At 53.6% G+C, this 20083-nt stretch carries 17 protein-coding genes and 1 pseudogene; 7 read left to right on the top strand and 11 right to left on the bottom strand.

The annotated features are described in order from the left end of the window. Window positions 1–11: 11 nt before the first annotated feature. From ACRZ91_RS18380 to ACRZ91_RS18365, 4 genes are all read right to left on the bottom strand, one after another. A complete protein-coding gene (locus ACRZ91_RS18380; RefSeq protein WP_010442385.1) occupies window positions 12–893 on the bottom strand; it encodes a carbohydrate ABC transporter permease in 882 nt (293 codons plus the stop codon). Between the two features lies 1 nt (window position 894). Next, a complete protein-coding gene (locus tag ACRZ91_RS18375) occupies window positions 895–1923 on the bottom strand; it encodes a carbohydrate ABC transporter permease (protein ID WP_480907624.1) in 1029 nt (342 codons plus the stop codon). 65 nt (window positions 1924–1988) lie between these two features. After that, a complete protein-coding gene (locus ACRZ91_RS18370) occupies window positions 1989–3215 on the bottom strand; it encodes an ABC transporter substrate-binding protein (protein WP_480907622.1) in 1227 nt (408 codons plus the stop codon). 85 nt (window positions 3216–3300) lie between these two features. After that, on the bottom strand, window positions 3301–4350 hold the full coding sequence (locus tag ACRZ91_RS18365) for an ABC transporter ATP-binding protein (RefSeq protein WP_480907620.1): 1050 nt from the start codon (window positions 4348–4350) through the stop codon (window positions 3301–3303). 147 nt (window positions 4351–4497) lie between these two features. On the opposite strand from ACRZ91_RS18365, the gene ACRZ91_RS18360 reads away from it, so the two are divergent. From ACRZ91_RS18360 to ACRZ91_RS18350, 3 genes and pseudogenes are all read left to right on the top strand, one after another. After that, window positions 4498–5499, top strand: coding sequence for a nuclear transport factor 2 family protein (locus ACRZ91_RS18360; RefSeq protein ID WP_480907618.1), 1002 nt, complete (start codon window positions 4498–4500; stop codon window positions 5497–5499). Beyond that, entirely contained in the window at window positions 5496–6407 is a 912-nt protein-coding gene (locus ACRZ91_RS18355; protein WP_480907616.1) for an amidohydrolase family protein, read from the top strand. Before ACRZ91_RS18360 ends, ACRZ91_RS18355 begins: the two co-directional genes overlap by 4 nt. 136 nt (window positions 6408–6543) lie before the next feature. Continuing rightward, window positions 6544–6756, top strand: a pseudogene (locus ACRZ91_RS18350) (transposase); the annotation flags it as partial. Between the two features lie 787 nt (window positions 6757–7543). Here the strand turns inward: ACRZ91_RS18350 and ACRZ91_RS18345 are convergent. Together ACRZ91_RS18345 and ACRZ91_RS18340 are read right to left on the bottom strand one after the other, a co-directional pair. Beyond that, window positions 7544–8242 carry an MOSC domain-containing protein gene (locus ACRZ91_RS18345; RefSeq protein WP_480907614.1) on the bottom strand — a complete coding sequence of 233 codons (699 nt, stop codon included), beginning with the start codon at window positions 8240–8242 and terminating at the stop codon, window positions 7544–7546. Continuing rightward, window positions 8239–8784, bottom strand: coding sequence for a MarR family winged helix-turn-helix transcriptional regulator (locus ACRZ91_RS18340; RefSeq protein ID WP_480907612.1), 546 nt, complete (start codon window positions 8782–8784; stop codon window positions 8239–8241). The genes ACRZ91_RS18345 and ACRZ91_RS18340 overlap by 4 nt, the downstream gene beginning before the upstream one ends. 86 nt (window positions 8785–8870) lie before the next feature. Here ACRZ91_RS18340 and ACRZ91_RS18335 point away from each other — a divergent pair, with 86 nt between their 5' ends. Then, a complete protein-coding gene (locus tag ACRZ91_RS18335) occupies window positions 8871–9620 on the top strand; it encodes a hypothetical protein (RefSeq protein ID WP_480907610.1) in 750 nt (249 codons plus the stop codon). A gap of 415 nt (window positions 9621–10035) precedes the next feature. After that, window positions 10036–10395 carry a group I truncated hemoglobin gene (locus ACRZ91_RS18330; RefSeq protein ID WP_480907608.1) on the top strand — a complete coding sequence of 120 codons (360 nt, stop codon included), beginning with the start codon at window positions 10036–10038 and terminating at the stop codon, window positions 10393–10395. Between the two features lie 1014 nt (window positions 10396–11409). Here the strand turns inward: ACRZ91_RS18330 and xylA are convergent. From xylA to xylF, 4 genes are all read right to left on the bottom strand, one after another. Continuing rightward, window positions 11410–12717 (bottom strand): xylose isomerase, encoded by a 1308-nt coding sequence (xylA, locus tag ACRZ91_RS18325; RefSeq protein ID WP_480907606.1) that lies wholly within the window; start codon window positions 12715–12717, stop codon window positions 11410–11412. A 9-nt stretch (window positions 12718–12726) separates the two neighbouring features. Further along, window positions 12727–13530, bottom strand: coding sequence for an ATP-binding cassette domain-containing protein (locus ACRZ91_RS18320; RefSeq protein WP_170546351.1), 804 nt, complete (start codon window positions 13528–13530; stop codon window positions 12727–12729). Beyond that, window positions 13530–14828, bottom strand: a complete 1299-nt coding sequence (locus ACRZ91_RS18315; RefSeq protein ID WP_170466301.1) for a sugar ABC transporter permease — start codon at window positions 14826–14828, stop codon at window positions 13530–13532. Before ACRZ91_RS18315 ends, ACRZ91_RS18320 begins: the two co-directional genes overlap by 1 nt. A 63-nt stretch (window positions 14829–14891) precedes the next feature. After that, the gene (gene xylF / locus ACRZ91_RS18310; RefSeq protein WP_170472667.1) at window positions 14892–15911 is read right to left on the bottom strand and encodes a D-xylose ABC transporter substrate-binding protein; all 1020 of its coding nucleotides are present in this window, start codon (window positions 15909–15911) and stop codon (window positions 14892–14894) included. Window positions 15912–16062: 151 nt separating this feature from the next. Here xylF and ACRZ91_RS18305 point away from each other — a divergent pair, with 151 nt between their 5' ends. Both ACRZ91_RS18305 and ACRZ91_RS18300 read left to right on the top strand, forming a co-directional pair. Continuing rightward, window positions 16063–17280 (top strand): ROK family protein, encoded by a 1218-nt coding sequence (locus ACRZ91_RS18305; RefSeq protein WP_480907603.1) that lies wholly within the window; start codon window positions 16063–16065, stop codon window positions 17278–17280. Continuing rightward, a complete protein-coding gene (locus ACRZ91_RS18300) occupies window positions 17270–18781 on the top strand; it encodes a CRTAC1 family protein (protein WP_480907601.1) in 1512 nt (503 codons plus the stop codon). The genes ACRZ91_RS18305 and ACRZ91_RS18300 overlap by 11 nt, the downstream gene beginning before the upstream one ends. Here the strand turns inward: ACRZ91_RS18300 and ACRZ91_RS18295 are convergent, their stop codons facing one another. After that, the gene (locus tag ACRZ91_RS18295; RefSeq protein WP_480907599.1) at window positions 18782–20083 is read right to left on the bottom strand and encodes a cytochrome-c peroxidase; all 1302 of its coding nucleotides are present in this window, start codon (window positions 20081–20083) and stop codon (window positions 18782–18784) included.

Below are 20083 nucleotides of genomic sequence, written 5' to 3'. Positions count from 1 at the left end.
TCCCATTCGTGTCAGCCTTTCACGGCCCCGGCGGTCAGACCGCCCACAATCTGACGCTGAAAGAACATCACTAGAATAAACAGTGGTACGGTGGCCGAAACCACGGCTGCAACGGCGAACATCACGTTGCCTTCGGTCTGCGTAGTACCGAGAAATGCGGCTATAGCGGGCACCATGGTTCGGTTGCTTTCGGACAGCAGCATCGCCCCCACGGCAAAGTCGTTATAAGCCAGCAGGAACGAGAACAGTCCGGTGGTGATGACACCCGGCCACATCACTGGAATGATCACACGGCGGAAGGCCTGAAACTGGTTGCAGCCATCGACCTTGGCGCTTTCGTCCAATTCGCTTGGGATGTTCTTGAAGAAGGAATGCAGCATCCACAGGGTAAAGGGCTGATTGATCGCCACAAGTACGATGATGGTGGTTGGGAGGATTCCCCAGATATTCCATTCAAAGAAGGGCAGCAGATATCCTGAGACCAGCGCTATTGGTGGCATCGCACGGAATATCAACGCCGTGATCAACAGCCAGAACGTGTAATTATAGGTTGACCGTGAAAGCGCGTAGCCTCCCAGCGTTCCGATGGTCAATGAAATAGTGACCACGAAGAAACACACGATTCCGGTATTAAGAACATTGCGCCAGAATTCTTCCTGTATCCATGCGCCCTCATAGCCGGTGGTGGTGAATGGCGAGCCATAGACTGCTTCGGTTCGGGCACCGGTCAACGCATTGGTCCAGTCAGCGATAGAGAAGAAATCCAACTCGACTTTGAACGAGCCCCATACCGTCCAGAAGAATGGGAAAGCAGCCAGGAAGAACCAAAGGAGCACGAATAAGGACGAGGCAATCCGAAGGCTTTTGGGCATTCTTTGTGCGCGACTGGCCATCTTATCTTGCTCCTTTGAAGTCACGCCATGTGCGGACAAGCACGGGCGACAGAAGAATGGCGACCCCGATAATTGTCATCACAGAGGTTGCTGCAGCGGATGAAAGCTGTCGGGTTTCACCACTCATGTCGTTCAAAATGAAGGTGCTGAGGGATTGTGCATGCGCACCGGCGCTGAACCCGATGATCGGCTCAAGTACTTTGAAATTGTCCATCAGCTGGATCAGCGCAACAAAAGTAACCAGCGGCATCAGATGCGGGACGACCACAAACTTGACCTGCTGCCAGCGGGTCGCACCGTCGATCTGCGCGGCCTCAATCTGGTCCTGAGGCAGCGTTTGTAGCCCAGCATAGAACACGACGAAGGCAAACGGGGCCGAGCTCCAGACGCCGTAAACCATCAAGGCAACCCACATCAGCCCGGTTGAGGCCTTTAGGCTGAAATTCGGATCTCCGGCCATGTATACAAGAGCGTTGCCAATGACACCGCGGCTGTCGATCATCCAGAACAGGATAAGAGACCCGATAAGCGGGGTGACGATCATGGGCAGAAGCGAAAAGAAGATCATCAGACCTTTGAGGTGCCGGTGCAGTGAGTTAACTGCCAGAGCGATTACCAGCCCCAAGAGGATTGTGAGAGGCGTCACAATGAAAGTGAAGGTAAGCGTGAACGCCATTGCCCGGTAAAAAGGCAGATTTCCCAGTTCCGAAAAGAACCCGCCCCACGTCTCGTTGGACGCCCACATCTGGCTGATTTCCTGGATCGCCAGGTGGCCCCGGTCAAAGTAGATGCCCAATCCGACAAACCGGCCCAAGGGTTGTTCGGCGCGCAATACGGCTGTCGCTTCCTGGTCGATAGTTGTCTCTGTAGTACACCCTATCAGAGGGGTGCAATTCTCAACCTCCAAAAGTACCGCTGGGTGAGGTGCGAAGATCGATTGTGTCACGACCGACACGATTGGCATCGCGATGAACAGCAACATCGCAAGTCCTGTGGGCAGGAAGAACCAAAGGAATGTCTTATGGCGCATGTTGCAATCCTCGCGTCAGTGGGTATGCGCGGGCGGATATCGAAGACGCCCGCGCAATGGGCTTGTTATTGCAAATAGCCTTGCTCGATGGCGGCGGCGCGATAGGCGGCCTCGACATCGGCAAGTGCCTGTTCAGCGCTTTCCTTGCCTTGCATGAAGTCCGCAAGTTCGTTGCCAAGCGCGCTGTGCATCAGACCCATGTAGGGCAGCATCGGATAGGCGGGTGTGCCCATTTTGGCCGCGGCAAAAACGCCTTCGGCATCTGCAGCGGGCTCGTAGCCTTCGATCAGCCAAACCGCTAGCGGCGTGGTCTCATCGTTCAACATGTCCGGGCGGATACCGTGTTTCATGGCGATGAATGTGGCCTCGGCCTCTTCATCCGAGATGTTTTTTCCAACAGTCCAGCCGTCCCACCACAGGGTCGATGCCGGGGTATCCCCACCGCCAACTGTCAGCGGTGCGCCAATTGCGTGACCGTCGATTACCTCCTGCAACACGCCCTCGGTGGTGGTCTGCTGTGACGCACGCGACCCCCACATGTTCATAATTGCAACGTTACCCGCGCGGTATTCAGCGTTGGTTGCGTTCGAGTCATGGGTCAGGAAGTCGGGATTCATGTATTCCGACAACGCTTTCATCATATTCAGCGCGTTTACGCCGGCTTCAGAATTCACGTTGGGTTCGGCCGTGCCGGGCTTGAAGTGCTGGCCACCATAGCCAAGGAACATATTGTTGAATTCTTGTGCCAGATTCCAACCCGATGCGTAGGCGCCGCCCACCGGATTTTGCATGATCCCCTGCTCGCGAATGGCGCTGGCCACTTCGAGCAGTTCCTCATACGTGGTTGGCACTTCAACACCAGCCTGCTCCAGAACATCCTTGCGGTACATCAGGTGCTGCGCATTGGCCATGAACGCGATGGCCATGATATTGTCGCCAATTTTGATCAGCTGTCCTGGCTGCAGATCCTGACCATGTTGTTCCACAAGATCGTTTAGCGGGCGAATGACGTCTTCGTTCATCAGCGCCACTATCGAGCTGTTGGCGATGATGGCACTTGTATACTCGGACGGGTTTCCGGACAAACCAGCCACGTTGATGGTTTGGTGCTCCGATGTCAGGTTAGATTCTACTGACGCCCCAGTGCATTCCTTGGCACCGGCCGCGACGGCCTGAATGGCCGCAAATTCGTTGCCAACAATATTGACCCGACTGTCGATTTCACAGGCATATCCTGCGCTCGCGGCAAAGGCGGCCATCGAACCAGCCAATGCGATTCTCTTTAGAAACATAAGTATTCCTCCCTGGATGTTTGGGTGCATCTTCGAAGTCTGCACCCTTGTTTGAACCCGTTGTGACGGGTACGGATTTTAACGTTTAGTCATTCAAGCGTGCGCCTGTTTGCGCATCAAACAAGTGGCAGTGATCGGTGTGGATATGGATCGAAACCTGATCATCGATCTCGGCCCGATAGGTTTTGTCGGCCTTAACTGAGACTAGCGCTCCGCCAATCCGAACCGAGACCATCGTGCTGTCGCCCAAAAGCTCTTGCGTGTAGATCGGCGCGTTGATCTCGCCACCGCTTTCCACAACATTGGCGTCCTCGGCGCGAAATCCCAGCGTGATGGGACCGTCCGGTGCGTTCAGCCCCTGCACTTCGGTGTTTCGAGCGCGGAACACACCACCTTTGACATCGCCATCAACAAGGTTCATCGCCGGGTTGCCAATAAAACTCGCCACAAATGTGTTTGCGGGCTCATCGTAAATGTCGGTCGGAGAACCAACCTGCTGCACCACACCCTTCTTCATGATCACCACGCGATCGGCCAACGTCATCGCCTCGATTTGGTCATGGGTCACGTAAATGGTCGTCACCGCCAGTTCGTGGCTAAGGTTCTTGATCTGGGCGCGGGTAGAAACGCGCAGTTTTGCATCAAGGTTGGACAGTGGCTCGTCCATCAAAAACACGTTGGGTTCCCGAACAATGGCTCGCGCCAGCGCGACCCGCTGACGCTGCCCACCCGACAGCTCTGCCGGTTTACGATGCAAGAAGTCATCCAGTTCGACCATCGCCGATGCACGACGCACTTTTTCGTCATGTGTTGCGGGATCAATGCCGCGAACCTTCAGTGGGAACCTTATATTCTCGTAAACGTTCATGTTCGGATACAGGGCGTAGGACTGGAACACCATTGCGACGTCCCGGTCCTTGGGCTCCATGTCGTTGACACGCGCGCCATCGATCAGAATGTCACCCTCACTTGCGTCTTCCAGGCCCGCGATCATGCGCATGGTCGTGGTCTTACCGCATCCTGATGGGCCAAGGAGCACCAGAAACTCCTTGTCGGCGATAGTGAGGTCAAAATTGTCTACGCCGACAAATGAGCCCCATCGCTTACCGACGTTCCGAAGTTGAATTTCGGCCATTCCACCCTCCCTGGTGCGCAAAACTGTGCATACGCATGCAGAAGCATAGACATTCAGCAAAGCTTATGGCAAGTTTTTTTTGCATGCGAATGCAACCGTGTCGAAAGCCGATGCGCACTATCTCCTAACACACTGAAAGTTAACAATATGTCTTATGAATCCGAGAAGAAGGTTGTCCTCGGCTTCTACGACGCGCTGAGTCGATCCAAGGACCCGGCCATCGCAGAAACACTCTCGAACTATTGCGAGAAAGGGCTTTTATGGCGAGGATTCCATCCCTTCAACGAACTGACCGGAATCGATGATGTAGTCCAAAAATTCTGGCTCCCTCTGTGGTCGAGCCTAACAGGTTTGCAGCGCCGGATGGATGTGTTCATGGCAGGCGCAAATGAGATCGACAGGCATAGCTCGGTCTGGGTTGTGTCGATGGGTCATTTGTTGGGTTTGTTCGACAAAAACTGGCTGGGCATTCCCCCGACACACAAGATGGTCTTCCTGCGATATTGCGAGTTCAACAAGATCGAGAACGGCAAAATCACCGAGACCGCGATGTATTTTGACATCCCGCATCTGATGATGCAGGCGGGATTACAACCCTTCCCTCCTCAGACGGCCGCGCAGCTGGTTCAGCCCGGACCAATGACCCACGATGGGTTGATGTTCGGCCCACAACCCGCCGTAGAAGGCGAGAAAACCTTAGCGGCCATTAACGCAATGATTTCCGATCTCGGTCGCTGGGACAGCGGTTTGAGTCTTGTGGACGAACTGCGCCGCAGCTGGTGTGAGGATATGATCTGGTGGGGCCCATCGGGCATCGGGGCGACTTACACAATTGAACGCTATGCAAAACAACATGCCGGGCCGTTCCGGTCCTCGTTTGCGGATCGCTCAAAAACCAAACACATCTGCCGCATGGCCGAAGGTCACTATGGTGGTTTCTTTGGGTGGCCGAACTTCACCGCGCGTCCCACGGGAGGTTTCATGGGCATGCCCGCCACCGGCAAGACCGGCGAATTCAGGGTGATCGATATCTACCGGCGTTCCGGGGACAAACTGGCTGAAAACTGGATCTTCATTGACCTCCTCCACTTTTGGAAACAACAAGGTGTCGATATTCTGGCCCGAATGGCAGAGGTGACGCGAACATGACTCATTGGATCGACGCACATCACCACCTTTGGGACCTCGAGGCAGTACACTACCCTTGGCTGATGGCACGCGGGGTGGAAAGGTTCTTCGGCGACCCAACGCCGATTCAACGGAATTACCTGCTGCGCGAGTTCCGGTCCGAAGCCGCGTCCTGCGGCATCGGCGCGTCCATCCATATTCAGGTGGGAGCAGAAAACGGCCTGGACGAAGCCAGATGGGTTCAATCTGTCGCCGATGCCAATCCAGACTGGCCGATGGCGCAGGTTGTGTATTGTGATCTGACTTCAACCGAACTATCCGCCCAGCTCGACACGTTTCAGACCCTTCCGACCGTGCGTGGCGTGCGCCAGATCGTTGGCCGCGCACCCGGAGAGGACGCACAGACAGGCACCAATGCACTACTGGACGATCCACAATTCCTGATCGGCTTAGAAGAAGCTGGAAAATGCAATCTCAGTTTTGATCTGCAACTCGTTCCCGAACTCATGAAAAAGACCGCCCGTGTGCTGGCGCTGGCGCCGGATATTCGTGTTGCACTATGCCACGCCGGATCGCCGCATGACCGCAGCCCCGCGGGCCTGAAGGAATGGGCTCAAAATCTGCGCGCGCTGTCCAATCTGCCTAATGTTTCGTGTAAACTCTCGGGTTTGGGAATGTTTGATCACAACTGGACCCTAGATAGCATTCGACCGATCGTGGATGAATGCCTTGAACAATTTGGGCCTAAGAGGGTCATGTTTGGCTCCAATTTTCCAGTAGATAAACTCTATGGCGACTATGCCACTTTGGCGGAGGTTTACCGCGATCTGGTTCCCGCTGAATCGCATTCGGCAGTATTCAGCGAAACTGCTATAAGATTTTATGACCTTGAGGTTCCTTGGGAGGCAGATTCCATTTTGAATCGCTAGTACAGACTGAGGGTTTGGTTGCAAAAAATTGAACCATTGTCCCGCATCGATAAAGCAAGCCGATGACTCACCGTAATCCAAGCTAGAATGCCTGATCATGAGTTCTTTTAATGGCACACAATATCCAAAGGGATGTATCGCGAAAGGGATACGCGCCTGTATCCCATGTCAAAAGCAGCGCAAAACCACTGTCAAATACGACAAGCGCCGATACAAACGCTGCAACAGGATCGAGATCATGTTCGGTAGACTCAAGGACTGGTGGCGTGTTGCAACCCGATACGACAGGTGCCCAAAAATATTCCTCTCAGCCATCGCGCTCGCCGAGGCCGTCATGTTCTGGCTATGAAACAAGAACGGGTCCTGACCCTAGCAATTTAGCAGGAGCAATATTGACGATGAATGTCCGCTTTCAGCGATAACGTCAATTCAATCTCACGCTCGCAGCGAAGGACCGCTCCCCGCCCGATTCATTCGAATAACAACGCGTTCTGGCGCAATAAGTACCGGCGCGGCTAGCACCGCCGCACTTGTTTTTTGGGCCGCGGGATTTGGACAAGCCAAACGCCTCTGGCCGTCAGGAGTAAGACGCTGCCTTCCCCCTCGGGTAACCCTATTAGACAACACCGTGTCCTCGGCTCCGCCCGCAGGCCGCACCACCATTATCGAATAGCATTGCCTCGCCCCCATCCGTGTTCGCCACGTGGCAGATCAGCAAGAACATGCGCCTTCGGCGTCTGATCTGCAAATCAGCCCTGATTTTCCTAAAAGGAAGTCAGGTTCAATGAAATGTCTAGGTGCTGGATGAAGGAAGTGAGGCGAAAATGGCAGGGTTCTGTCGCTGGTAGCAGAACTATGTGTCATATTATACGAGCACTGTGGAACGTCACTAAAATTTGACTCAACCGACAGCTAAAACCTCAGCAAATGAGTGAATCACGTCATTCAATTTTGACCCAAACGTCAAGCATTTCTGGCCCAAGGCGATTAATGGCATTTCATCGATGCTGAAGTTGATGTCTCATTTCTTGCCTGCTCCACCCAGCGACTGACAAACGCGGATTTGACCATCAAGGAGTTGAGAAGTTTGCTAAGTTCGAGGAAACTACGTCTCGACTGAAGCCACGTTGGGTGTGTTATCCGGTGCCTCCAAGCCTTGCCGATGTATCCTCCTTGGCATTGCCTTCAGCCATTCTGCTAAAAGCTTGTCGCCAACCTTCAGCAAGTTCTTCCATCTGAGACAAAACCTCGGCATCTTCCGGCAGAATGCGACGAGTCAGCCGTGCGCGTGTAACAGCCAATACAGACCAATTGGGATTGGGCCTTTCATCCAAGGTGATCCGATCACCGGCGCCAACTTCGCCAGGTTGGAGCACGCGGTAATACCATCCGGTCCGGCCCGTCTTCTGGAACTGGTAAGGCATTTCTTTGCGCCCCGTATGTAGCCCAAGTTTCCAGCACGGCTGCCGCCCCTGGCTAATTTGAACTACCGCCGTCCCGAGTAACAGGATGTCGCCGATGCAGAGGTTTTCCTCGTTCAGTCCCGTGGTAGAAATGTTCTCGCCAAACGCCGCGGGCATCGTGCCGGGTGCCATTAGGTCCTCTGCTTGCCAAGCCGAATAGTGACCAAAATCATAATGATGGATGGCTTTGTCTTTGCCGCCATGCACGGTCAGGTCCGCCTGAGCGTCCCCGGAAAATCCAAGCGAGGTAATGGCTTGCCGCCCGTCCACCCGGTCTTTCTGAATGGCAGATGGCGGCTTTCCTTCCCAGCGATCTCTGATGGCTCCAAAGAAGAGGCCGTCGATGATTGCCGACAGTTCTGGACGGTTCATTTAGCTTCCTCTTGCTCAATGCAAATCTTGTCTTTTTCGCCGGGCTCCAATGCAACACTCAACAATTTGCAAAAACCGTATTCCGTCGTGGCATCATGGTGAGAGCAGTATTTACATTGGCCGAATGATCGACCTCCATTTGCGGCTAAAGCCAGACTGAGGCTTTGCACCAACCCCTGCTCAAGCAAGGCTTGGTTTTCTAAGGGCATATACCCAATTGCCTGAGCAACAGGGTTTGGCTGACGTACGATCTTGACCCCTTCATTGGTGAGTTCGTAGGAAATCGACCGCTGATCATGTTCCTTGCGATGCTCTTCTACATAGCCTTTGCGCGCCAAAGCTTTGAGCGTCTGTGACATCGTTCCACGGGTTGTTCCGATGTATTCTGCAACATGCGACGGCGAGCGCGAGAACATGTTCGCCTCAGCGAGGTACTCGAGCGCCATCCTCTGAGTTGGGTTCAAATCCCCCGTCCATCCTTCGGAAGCATCGATCCGTGCCAGACGGTTGATCAGTGTGCGTATGCGGTGATCTGTGTTCATAACACTTTTAGTAGCGACTCGAAATTATAGTTGCAATATATTTCTCTCTATAGTAGCGACTCGCTATCTTATATTTGGAGGCAACCATGAAACTCTCAATACTCACTTCCACTCTGGCCTTGTTCATCAGCAACACTGCACTTGCTGATGGGAACCATGCCATCCATCAAGGTGACGCCATCATATCTTCGGCAGACGCCAGCAAAGTCGCGGACTTTGACATTCTGGCCGCGCACGCGCACCGCAATGGAAACACCGTCACTTTTCACATGACAACGAATGGAGCGGCTGGCGCCTCGGTTCCGGTGGCAACCGGAGAGGTCGGTGGATCAGACGTCTGGTCATATGTCTGGCCTACGTCTTTGGACCCTTCGGCCGTTGGGTTCGAAGGCGGCACAGGCATCCTTGCAATGGCCGCGACCAGTCATCCAGATTTCGATGACACGCCGCTTTTTGACGAAAACGGCGACGGTGATCCGTCAAATGACGGCATCGAATGGCATAGCCACTGGGTTGTATTGACCCCGACCGAAGCGTGCGGACCCGACGCGCTTGCCGTTCGTGACATCCCCGAAGATTCCACACCCAAGCTACCTGCGACATGGCCTGGGTTCCCGATCTTTCTGGACAGCCCTGGGTTTACGCCACTGTTTGACGGCCCGGAGATTTCAGTGAATGTCGGTTTTGCGAGCGACGTAAAACTGGATGCTATCGCTTACGATGGCGTCACTTCAGCCTTACGCGTGAACGCGAATATCCATGCGCCCTTGCTATGCATCACAGATGTTTTCGACGTCGCATCTGGCGATCTGAGCCTGCCGGGCAAGCTTCACTGAATTGCTAAAATGCAGCCGCCGATCCCAAGGCGGCTGCCTGCTAAAGAGGACGAGAAAAATGCAATCGCCAGAACTAGACGTATCGGAATGGTTTAACACTGACGCACCCCTGACTTTAGACGGCTTAAAAGGACGGGTTGTCCTTATAGAGGCATTTCAAATGTTGTGCCCAGGATGCGTCCTGCACGGCATTCCCTTGGCACAGTCGGTTCAGAGGACCTTTCCCGAAGAGAAGGTAATCGCCGGATAGCAGTCATTGATCCTGCGCGCGGTGAACGTCTGTTTCGAGCCCAAAGTGTTCAGCGTTTTTCAAGGTGAGCTACGATCAATTGCGTAGCCAAAATGCAATAGATTTGGCCCCAATTAGAGTACCGTGCTAGCGTCTGAGAAACGCTGATAAAAAAAGGGATAGACAATGTCTGCGACACTCTATGATCGTCTGGGAGGGACGGATGGTATTCGGCGAATAGTTGACACGCTGGTGGACAATCACTCCAAAAACCCAGTTGTCTCTGCTCGATTTGCAGGAAGTGATATAAAGCACCTCAAGCAAATGGCGGGGGACTTCTTTATTACTGGTTCTGGTGGACCTGAGATCTATGCAGGCAAGGATATGGCTAGCGCGCATCGGCACATGAACATCAGCGGAGACGAGTTTGTCGCAGTATTGGACGACGCTGCGAACGCACTAAAGGCAAACGACGTTGGTCAACGCGAGCAAGAGGAAGTCTTGTACATTCTATATAGCCTCAAAGGGCAAGTCGTTGGGATTTGAGTATTGCGTGAACGGAGTGCACACAGAAAAGTGAAAATTCAGTCATCGGATTATTTTTGTGTGAAGCAGGTATCGCCCGGGTCTTGTTAAACGTCGACTGATGGTACCAATTGACAGTGAGGCTGAGAGCTTTTTCTTGATCTCATTCTTGCTGTCGTACTGCGTATGATCGCGTTGGTAAAAAAGTGGTGTGCTATATGGCAAAACTATCTGCAGGAACTCTCTTCCTTGCTGTGGCAGTTTCAGCCACTATCGGTGCGGCAGCTACATCGGTGGAGTGTAGCAACGCCGGAGGGTTAACCGAAATGATAAATGGAGAAGCGGTATGTTCTTTTCCCAGCAGAACTTGCCCAAGTGAATGGAAAACATATCAGTCGCTCAGACAATGGCGCCCCAAAACTTGTGGAGGCTCGCAATGCACGGGCAAAGATGAATGCACCACGAAGCAGGGTTGGTCAACGAAACCACCTATGTGTGTCTATGAGAGCGGTAGAAATTCTGAAGGCGATTGCACCAAGAGAAACAAATGCGAGGCGGACCGAGTTGTTCGGGTAGCCTGCACCAAATGAGTTTGAGGTGTTGCTCCAGCGACTCCAAGAAACCTTGAAAAAATTCATTCGTGCATTGTAGGCGGCACAGATGTTCGCCTTGTGCAAGTGTTGCAAGAGTCAAAAACTTGGCTTCGGGCAAACACTGACGGCAGCTAAGTCCGCACTGCGGCCATCACCGGACAGAGTCTTGAATGGCGCGCTACTGCAACCACCGTGTGGAAGGTCACCGATATTTGACTCAATCGACGGCCAAAAACTCATTAAATTGGTCAAGCACGTCATTCATTTCTGACCTAAACGTCAAGCATTTGTGACCCAAAAAGAATTGTGGCCGTTTGACCAGATCAAGGAAAGGTTTTGTCTTTATGGACGGGTTATGAACAAAACCTCCCTTAGTGTTCTCAGCACCAAGGGCGGCTTGGCGTGACTATTGACAACAGTGTAAAACACCCAAGTTTGGCAGTTAGACAAATCTGTTCACATAATTCTCTAATATTTCCTGGCGTCCAGATTGCGGCTCTGGGTTTATTCCGTCATTTAAAACACGAGCGGAAATTTCATCCAGGCTACTGCTTAACAGGGACTTCGCTTTGGGAGACTTCCAACCGGAATACCGTTGCGAAAGCGCGCTTTCCAAACCCCCATCCGCAATCATAGCAGCCGCTGCCTTCAAACCGCGTGCGCATATGTCCATTCCGCCGATATGAGCCGCCACCAGATCGACAGCGTCAATCGATTGTCGGCGAATTTTGGCGTCGAAATTTGTGCCGCCGGTGGTAAAACCACCAGCTTTCAAGATGTAATAGTAAGCTAGGGCAACTTCCGGTGTGTTGTTCGGGAACTGGTCTGTATCCCATCCAGATTGGTAATCGTTGCGGTTCATATCAATCGAACCCAGCATCCCCTCAGCAGCCGCAACCGCAATTTCATGCTCAAAGCTATGCCCGGCAAGGATCGCGTGGCCCTGCTCGAGATTCAGCTTCACTTCATTCTCCAACCCGTACTTCCGAAGAAAACCGATGCAAGTAGCTGCATCATAGTCGTATTGGTGCTTGGAAGGCTCCTGAGGTTTCGGCTCCACAAGAATAGTGCCTTTGAACCCGATCTTGTGTTTGTACTCTACGACCATGTTCAGAAAACGGCCCATGTGGTCCAATTCAGTTTTCAGGTCCGTGTTCAGAAGGGTTTCGTAGCCCTCACGACCACCCCACAGAACATAGTTTTCACCACCTAGTTTGTGAGTTGCATCCATGCAGGATTTCACTGTCGATGCAGCGAACGCAAAAACGTCGGGATCAGGATTGGTACTGGCGCCAGACATCCAGCGACGATGACTGAACATATTGGCCGTACCCCAAAGCAGTTTGGTGCCAGAAACTTGCATCTTTTCACCGATATAATCAGTGATTTCTTCCAATGTGCGCAGGTTATCGGCAAAGTTTCCCTGTTCGGGCCGGATATCAGCGTCGTGCCAGCAAAAGAATGGCTGCCCCAAAAGCTCAAACAATTCGAATGCAATATCTGCCTTCTGGCGGGCCCGGCCCATATCGTCCTGAGGATACCATGGGCGTTCGAACGTAGGTCCACCAAAGGGGTCTCCGCCCTCCCACGCGAATGAATGCCACCAGGCCACAGCAAATCGCAGATGGTCTTCCATGCGCTTTCCCATGACAATCTCGTCCGGATTATAATGGCGGAATGCCAGCGGGTTGTCGCTGTCCGCGCCTTCAAACCTGATCTTTTCGATGCCTTCAAAAAATCCACTTGGCATTTTTGCCCCCTACTGTGCTTTTTGTGCTGGCTGTTTGCCGAGAATGATCATCGACAAAAGATCGTCGTCAGTGACGTCTGCGATATCGACCGTCCCGACCAGTTTCCCGTTCTTCATGACCGAGGCGCGGTCACACAGCTCCATAACGGCATGCACATCGTGGTCGATCAGAAATATCCCGATGCCTTGTGCCTTCAGTTGGTGAATCAGATCCGCCACCATCTGCGTTTCATGTGGCCCAAGTGCCGCTGTCGGCTCGTCCATGATCAGAATACGTGCGTTGAAGTAGACAGCCCGAGCGATCGCCACTGATTGCCTTTGCCCACCCGACAAGGCGGAGACCGGATCATTGAACTTCTGAAAGTTCGGATTGAGCTGCGCCATTATCTTTCGGCATTCGGCCTCCATGGCTGCGTCGTTGACCAACCCGAATGGCGTCGTCATCTCGCGCCCCAGGAAAAGGTTCGAAGTCGCGTCCAAATTGTCGGCCAATGCGAGCGTCTGATAGATCGTTTCGATGTTATTCGCCCGCGCATCACGGGGATTGTCAATCTCGACCGACTTGCCATCGATCAGAATCTCGCCGTGGTCCATCTGATATGCGCCGGACAATACCTTGATCAACGTGGACTTTCCGGCGCCATTGTGGCCAAGCAGGCCAACGACTTCACCCGGATAGAGATCGACCGACACATGGTCGACGGCCTTGATCCCACCGAAGGAAATCGAGATGTCGCGCATCTCGACCAATGGCGGCGCGCCTGAACCGCGCCCAGTGCCGGAAAGTCTTTTCTGAGTATCCTGAGCTTGCATCACTTGGCCCCCAGTCGCTTGCGGTAAACGATGTCGATATAGACGGCCAACACGAGGACGCTGCCGACGACGATGTTCTGAAACGGGGCGTCCACGCCAACCATTGCCATGCCCGATTGCAGCGCCTGCATGATCAATGCGCCAAGGATCGCGCCGTATATGGTGCCGATGCCACCAGACAATGCGGTTCCTCCGATCACCGCAGCGGCGATGACGCGCAGCTCGTCCAGTGTGCCAATGTCGTTTGAGTGATTTGCAAGGCGTGCCGAGGCGACCACAGCAGAAACGGCGCACAGGAAGCCCATAAGCGCAAAAATCTTCACGGTCAGCAGCCGTGTATTGATTCCAGAAAGCTCTGCCGCATCCGGGTTTCCGCCAGTGGCAAAGATGTACCGACCAAACCGGGTTTTTCGTGCCACGATCGTCAGGGTAACCGCGACTATGATTAGGATGAGTACAGAAATCGGTATGCCGTATCCTACAACCAGCCCTTCTGGCATTGTCTCGCCACGCGCTTCGAACATACGTTGCAGCCGGCGCGTCGGAATGGCGTAGCTGTTTACGATGTAAACGTACCCAAGGATAGCAATTGCGATTATCCCGGCCAGAGTGGCCTCGGCCCAAACAGGTTTTACCGGGAAACCATGTGACGCTTTTGCGCGGCGACCACTCCACAACGCCCAGATAGCGATCGCAGTAGCGAACAGTCCAAACAGCCAGCTTGTCGTTGTTCCCAAAGTTCCGTTAGTCCCGCCAAACATCAGGAACGTGCTATCCAGAGGGCCAATCGTCTGGCCGCTGGTCAAATACCACGCCACGTTTCTCCAAACCAGAAATCCACCAAGGGTGACGATGAAGGCTGGTATCGTCAGATAACCGACCATCCAGCCGTGAAATGCACCAATCAGCGTGCCGACAAATAGCCCGACGACAATAGTGATCGCCCATGTTGCCGGGTTGTTCAAACCCATCCCGAGGACTTGCGGCAAAAGCTCGGTTTGCGTCATCGCCATCACGGCCGAGGTTGTTGCCAGCAGTGCACCAACCGACAAGTCGATGTGCCGCGTTACGATAATAAATACCATCCCGCATGCCATAATGGCGACCGAAACCGTCTGGATGGACAGGTTGAACAGGTTACGAGGCGTCAGGAAGCGCCCATCTGTGAAGATGTTGAACCCGATGCACAGGATGACAAACGCGCCGATCATTCCCAAAAGTCGCATATCCAGTTCCAGTTGCTGGAACAGGCTGGGTTTCGCTTTTTCAGGTACCGGCTGAGACGAAGTTTCGGTCATTTCCGATCTTTCATATTCAGCATTTGCCCCAGGCCCGGACTAAAGGGCCCAGGGCTGAGTGGTTTAGTTACAAGGCGCAGGTCCGTTTTCAACGCCCTGGCACAGATCTTCCAATGGGATCCACCCAGCGTCCACGACAACGGACAGGTTGTCCTTGGTGATCGGAACGGGCGCGAGGAAGACCGAGTTCATCTCGGTGCCGCCAGGGGATGTCCAGCTAACTGCGCCTTCGACATCAGCAGGGCTTGTCCCACCGCTCAGCGCGACCGCGATTTCGCCTGCCGCTTTGCCAAGCTCACGGGCGTCTTTCCAAACCGAGACGGTCTGAGTGCCCAGTGCAACACGGTTCAACGCCGCATGATCGCCATCCTGACCGGATACCGGAATCCCTTCCATGCCCTGAGCAGTTAGGGCCGCAACTACCCCGCCTGCAGTACCGTCATTTGATGCAACAACCGCATCCACATTGTTCTCATTCGCGGTCAAGATCTGTTCCATGTTTCGCTGCGCGTTCGCCGGCAACCAGCCATCCGTATAGGCCTCACCAACGATTACGATGTCACCGCTGTCAACGGCTGCGCCGATGATCTCTTGCTGACCACCCCGCAGAAAGTCCGCATTTGGATCCGTGGGAGAGCCTTTGATCATGACATAATTACCTTTCGGCATGGCCTCAAATACAGCGCGGGCCTGCATTCTGCCGACTTCGACATTGTCGAAGGTCAGATAAAATGCTCGGTCGTCTTCGATCAGGCGGTCATAGGCAATCACAGGAATACCTTCGTCCGCCGCAGCCTGAACCGCTGGCCCGATGGCCTGCGCGTCCTGTGCCAGAATGATCAGCGCGTCCACGCCTTGGGCGATCAGGCTTTCAATGTCCGACAGCTGCTTTGCCGACGATGATTGGGCATCCGCCGAAATATACTCCGCACCCCCGGCTTCAAGAGCTGACTTGATGGCCGCCTCGTCCGTTTTCCAGCGCTCTTCCTGAAAGTTCGACCAGCTTACGCCAATCACTGGCTCTGCGAATGCGGTCGAAGCCAACAAAGTGGCCACAGCCGAAAAGCTGAGAATTCTCTTCATGATTTCCTCCCATTTGCCGAGCCATCGCATTTCGATTCGCGGCTCTCACAATTTTGAATACCATATTTATTTCAGCCGGTAAAATATTTACTCTACAAGAGGCAGTCAAATTCAAATAGATTGGACCAACGGTAAGATTCGCGAGGACAAAATGCTGAAAAGCAAAGCCTCTCCGGTTTCTTTGGAACAAAGAAATACGACCCGCATACGGGTATTGGAGCACATCAGAGCCAAGGGGTCCGTCTCGCGGATAGATATTGCATCCGCCTTGCAAACCAGCCCTGCGACCGTCACCGCAGCCACGGCTGATCTCATCTTGGCCGGGTTGGTCAAAGAGACTGAAGGCCAAGCACAGTCCAAGTCGGGAAAGAGAGGCAGACCCAGAGTATTGCTGCAACTGGACGGCCAGATGTACCTTGTGGCCGGTCTAAAGGTGGCTCGGCAAGTAATCTCAGTAATCTTGGTCGACTTTGAAGGTAACGAAGTAGCATCTCATAAGTATGCTCTGGATCACGCCAGAATGTCGCCGCAAGAATTTGTATCGGCGATCCGCGAAGCACTTGAAGAAACCTGCAGTCAGATCGACCGTTCCGTCGCACATTTGGCAGGTGTTTCTATCGGGGTGGCCGGACTGGTCGACGCAAACAGGAATTTTGTCCACTGGTCTTCTTCAATTACCGAGAGAAATATTGACTTCAGCCACCTGCTTTCAAATAAACTGCCCTGCCCCGCATTCGTTGACAACGATGCCAATCTTGTCGCCAAGGCCGAGCAGCTTTTTGGCTTGGGCAAGGGTTTAGAGAACTTCCTCGTCGTTACGATCGAACACGGTGTTGGCCTTGGCATCGTATTGGACGGCAAACTATACCGTGGAGAACGAGGCTGTGGCGCTGAGTTTGGGCACACCAAAGTTCAGCTTGACGGGGCCCTTTGCCAATGCGGTCAACGCGGGTGTCTTGAAGCCTATGTGGGTGACTATGCCCTGCTCCGTGAAATGACAGTCACCGGTCATACCAACGACATGGACTCCGTTTCCGAAATACATGACCGCGCCAACTCAGGCGACGACAGAGCTTCGTCGGTGCTTGCCCGCGCAGGTCAGATGTTTGGCCTCGGAATTTCCAACCTGATCAACTTGTTTGACCCAGAGTGCATTATCGTCTCGGGGGCACAAATGAGCTTTGAACATTTGTGTTCCAGCGAAGTTATGACCCGCATTCGGAACGGAGTTGTGAATGTCGATGCACCTTTGCCCCAGATCAAAGTTCATCACTGGGGCGACATGATGTGGGCCAAAGGGGCAGCAGCCTATGGAATTGAGCAAGTCTCGATTCTAAAGGTCAAGGAGTTGACGTCGAATGCGCCTTGAGTTTGCGATAATTGCGGCTTTGGCCACAGTTGCGAATGCGGGCGCTGATACTCCTGAATTTGAAAAGATGGATGTGCCAAAACACGTCTATGATGGCGGGTGGGAGCATTTTGTCGGCGGTGGTGTGGCCGTTTTCGATTGCAATGGGGACTCGCTGCCAGAACTCTTTTTGGCTGGCGGTTCCAACCGGTCTCAACTGTTCATCAATACCTCGAAGGAACAGATAGCATTTCAGGCAAAGACGCCTGAAGATCTTTCGCTGGCCGGTGTGTCCGGCACCTACCCTCTTGATGTTGATAGCGACGGCGTAATGGATCTGGCGATTTTGCGTGTTGGCCCAGACCTGCTTCTTCGGGGCCATCACGACTGCCAATTCAGCCCTTTCACTGAACTCGGGTTTCAGTCCGAGGATCACTGGACCACAGGGTTCTCGGCAACATGGGAAAGCGGGCAAACTTTACCGACCTTGGCGTTTGGCACCTATGTTGATCGGTTTGATCCCGAAGGTCCTTTTGAATCCTGCGGACCAACCCTTTTGTACCGCCCAGAAGGCAACTTGTATCATGAGCCACTGCATCTTGAGCCCGGCTACTGCTCACTTTCTATTTTGTTTTCGGACTGGGCCCGAACTGGCCGCGCTGATCTTCGCGTCAGCAACGACCGTCACTACTATGTTCGCGGCGGTCACGAGCAGTTATGGGCAATGGAGCCTGAGCCTCGGCAATACTCGGAAGACGACGGCTGGCTTCCATTTTCGATCTGGGGAATGGGGATCGCCTCTCGCGACCTTACAGGAGACGGTTTTCCTGAGGTTTATCTGACCTCGATGGGTGACCAGAAACTCCAGATTTTTGACCCAGTGACAAACGGCCCGACCTGGCGCGATGCAACTTACGAAAAGGGTACGACCGCTCATAGGCCGCATAACGGTGGAGACGGAAGGCCATCCACCGGGTGGCACGCACAGTTTGGCGACGTCAACAACGACGGCCGGGACGATATATTCGTGGCCAAGGGAAACGTAGAACAGATGCCCGATGCGGCTCTGAACGACCCCAATAATCTACTACTACAGAACCCCGACGGTCAGTTTATTGAAGCTGCAGCAGATGCCGGTGCTGCCTCGATGGCTAAGTCTCGTGGCGCGGCGCTTGCTGACCTGAACAACGATGGGAAGCTGGATCTGGTGGTCGTCAACCGAGGTTCTGAGCTCGAAGTCAGCCAGAACACTTCTCAGGGTGGCAACTGGCTATTGCTGGATGTCACTCAGGATCAAACCAATCACGCAGCAATTGGTGGATTTATTGAAGTCAAAACCTCGCTGGGTGTTCAGACCCGCGAGCTAACAATCGGCGGCGGTCACGCTGGTGGTATCGCTGGGTTTCAGCATTTTGGGCTTGGGAGTGAGGACCAGGTGCAGGTTCGTATGATCTGGCCGGATGGGTCGATAGACGAGTGGTTGGACTATCCGCCCAACCAAATCATACGTCTTAACCGCTGATTACTTTTCAACCGGTAACCCGCTTGGAACTTGGTCGGGCACACCTAGCCGCTCTGCCGGGTCTTCAAGGCTTGCCAGAAATCTGAGAAGAGCGTCGATTTCCTGATCCGTTAGGTTAACACTCGATAAGCTGTTGCTTTGGGCAATCGCCTCCACGTGCTGATTGTCCGACATTGCCCTTTGATCTTTGGAGCCCTGGAAGTCCGGCAATGCGGCCAACTCGATCGAGTAGTTTTTTAACGACGAAACCGCGTCCAGATGATGCCGCACGATGTCCTCAAGTTCGGCAAAAGCTCCGTTATGTCCGTACGGAGCTGTCAATGTCACGTTGCGCAAAGATGGCGTGCGGAAAGCAAACGCGTCGTCGGGATCACCGGTCACGCGAAGACGCCCGTCGTCCCTGACATGGTTTTCAAATCGCGCCGCCTTTCCCGGGCCGATCTGCGGCATTGCAATCGAATGAAACTCGTGATCGGTCTGGAACCAGCCCGAGTGGCAATTGCTGCATCCGGCTTTTCCATAAAACAAGCCCATCCCAATCTCGGCTTCTTCTGAAAGCGCGGCCTCACCTCGCATTGCGCGATCAAACAGGCTGTCATCTGCACGCCACTCGAATGCGATAAAGTCCGCGATTACGTTGGCAATTGCCGTGAACGTAATTCCATTATCCGGCGCTAAGTCCTCAAACCTCTGCTCGTACTCTGGAATAGCTGCAACACGTTCTGCAATCAGATCCCACGCACTGCCTTTCTGTGTTAGAAATCCCAGACGAACCGCTTTGCTCACGTCATTCTCAGAATAGTGACCCGCCATTTCGTCTGGCGACAAAACCGGGAACATGGCCTGTGCGGCCAGCGCTGAATTGAAACCAGACCGCATATGAGTACCCAACGGGGTTCTGATACCATCAGGTTGCGTTGGGTCTGCCTCTAGTCGCCCATCATGGAAAAACGTCGTGAACTCAGTGGCTCCGAGGTTCCAAAGCCCTGGTGAGTTTCGAGGAATTCGCTGTTCCGGGGTGTTCTCTGGGTCCAATCTCCGCTCTGGACCCAACCCAATTCCCCCTTCCCCGATACCAAGGGAAACACCGTCGGACGTGCCAAGCCTGGGATGATGACAGGTCGCGCAGCTAATATTCTTGTTGCCAGATAAGATCGGGTCATAGAACAGCAAACGCCCCAGCTCAGCACTTGCAAAGCCGGGTTCGAGGAACTCCGGCAAAGGACCAAGCGATTGGGCACGCGCGCTACCTACAACAGAGATTGCTAATCCGAAAGCCAAGAATAGCGAAACTACTTTCAT

It is taken from the genome of Ruegeria sp. O11, assembly GCF_056535285.1.
This window is presented reverse-complemented; position numbering and strand designations above follow the sequence as displayed.

Bases quoted from the DNA above. Each gene is read 5' to 3' on its own strand.
- ACRZ91_RS18365 (WP_480907620.1), bottom strand. From the start codon at position 4,350: ATGGCCGAAATTCAACTTCGGAACGTCGGTAAGCGATGGGGCTCATTT.
- ACRZ91_RS18370 (WP_480907622.1), bottom strand. From the start codon at position 3,215: ATGTTTCTAAAGAGAATCGCATTGGCTGGTTCGATGGCCGCCTTTGCC.
- ACRZ91_RS18330 (WP_480907608.1), top strand. From the start codon at position 10,036: ATGTCTGCGACACTCTATGATCGTCTGGGAGGGACGGATGGTATTCGG.
- ACRZ91_RS18340 (WP_480907612.1), bottom strand. From the start codon at position 8,784: ATGAACACAGATCACCGCATACGCACACTGATCAACCGTCTGGCACGG.
- ACRZ91_RS18320 (WP_170546351.1), bottom strand. From the start codon at position 13,530: ATGCAAGCTCAGGATACTCAGAAAAGACTTTCCGGCACTGGGCGCGGT.
- ACRZ91_RS18345 (WP_480907614.1), bottom strand. From the start codon at position 8,242: ATGAACCGTCCAGAACTGTCGGCAATCATCGACGGCCTCTTCTTTGGA.
- ACRZ91_RS18380 (WP_010442385.1), bottom strand. From the start codon at position 893: ATGGCCAGTCGCGCACAAAGAATGCCCAAAAGCCTTCGGATTGCCTCG.
- ACRZ91_RS18315 (WP_170466301.1), bottom strand. From the start codon at position 14,828: ATGACCGAAACTTCGTCTCAGCCGGTACCTGAAAAAGCGAAACCCAGC.
- ACRZ91_RS18300 (WP_480907601.1), top strand. From the start codon at position 17,270: ATGCGCCTTGAGTTTGCGATAATTGCGGCTTTGGCCACAGTTGCGAAT.
- ACRZ91_RS18335 (WP_480907610.1), top strand. From the start codon at position 8,871: ATGAAACTCTCAATACTCACTTCCACTCTGGCCTTGTTCATCAGCAAC.
- xylF (WP_170472667.1), bottom strand. From the start codon at position 15,911: ATGAAGAGAATTCTCAGCTTTTCGGCTGTGGCCACTTTGTTGGCTTCG.
- xylA (WP_480907606.1), bottom strand. From the start codon at position 12,717: ATGCCAAGTGGATTTTTTGAAGGCATCGAAAAGATCAGGTTTGAAGGC.
- ACRZ91_RS18360 (WP_480907618.1), top strand. From the start codon at position 4,498: ATGTCTTATGAATCCGAGAAGAAGGTTGTCCTCGGCTTCTACGACGCG.
- ACRZ91_RS18295 (WP_480907599.1), bottom strand. From the start codon at position 20,083: ATGAAAGTAGTTTCGCTATTCTTGGCTTTCGGATTAGCAATCTCTGTT.
- ACRZ91_RS18375 (WP_480907624.1), bottom strand. From the start codon at position 1,923: ATGCGCCATAAGACATTCCTTTGGTTCTTCCTGCCCACAGGACTTGCG.
- ACRZ91_RS18355 (WP_480907616.1), top strand. From the start codon at position 5,496: ATGACTCATTGGATCGACGCACATCACCACCTTTGGGACCTCGAGGCA.
- ACRZ91_RS18305 (WP_480907603.1), top strand. From the start codon at position 16,063: ATGCTGAAAAGCAAAGCCTCTCCGGTTTCTTTGGAACAAAGAAATACG.